Source organism: Salmonella sp. SAL4457 (assembly GCF_046548235.1).
GTDB classification, from domain to species: domain Bacteria; phylum Pseudomonadota; class Gammaproteobacteria; order Enterobacterales; family Enterobacteriaceae; genus Salmonella; species Salmonella enterica.
On sequence record NZ_JBGDZO010000952.1, the window covers coordinates 1 to 252 of the forward strand.

The following is a 252-nucleotide window of genomic DNA, read 5'->3' on the forward strand; positions in this document are numbered from 1 at the left end:
GCCCCTGGGCGTCTCGCCGGCACCGGACTTCTTGCGTGCCGCCGGATTCGGCGCGGCGCCCTTGCGGTAGCCGACGCCGTCCTTGGCGTCGTAGAAGAAGGTGACCGTCTCGCCCTCCTTCACCTCGCCCTTGAGCATCGCCGTGGCCAGGCGCGTCTCCAGTTGCTGGCGGATCTGCCGCTTCAGTTCGCGGGCGCCGAACTCCGGCTGGTAGGCCTCTTCGGCGAGGTGGCCGACCAGGCTGTCGTCGAT

1 protein-coding gene is annotated in these 252 nt (G+C 69.8%); it reads right to left on the reverse strand.

The genetic code is table 11. The annotated features are described in order from the left end of the window. Positions 1–252 (reverse strand): hypothetical protein (locus ACLJNW_RS27005; RefSeq protein ID WP_410961624.1); only part of this gene is annotated, 252 nt, incomplete at both ends.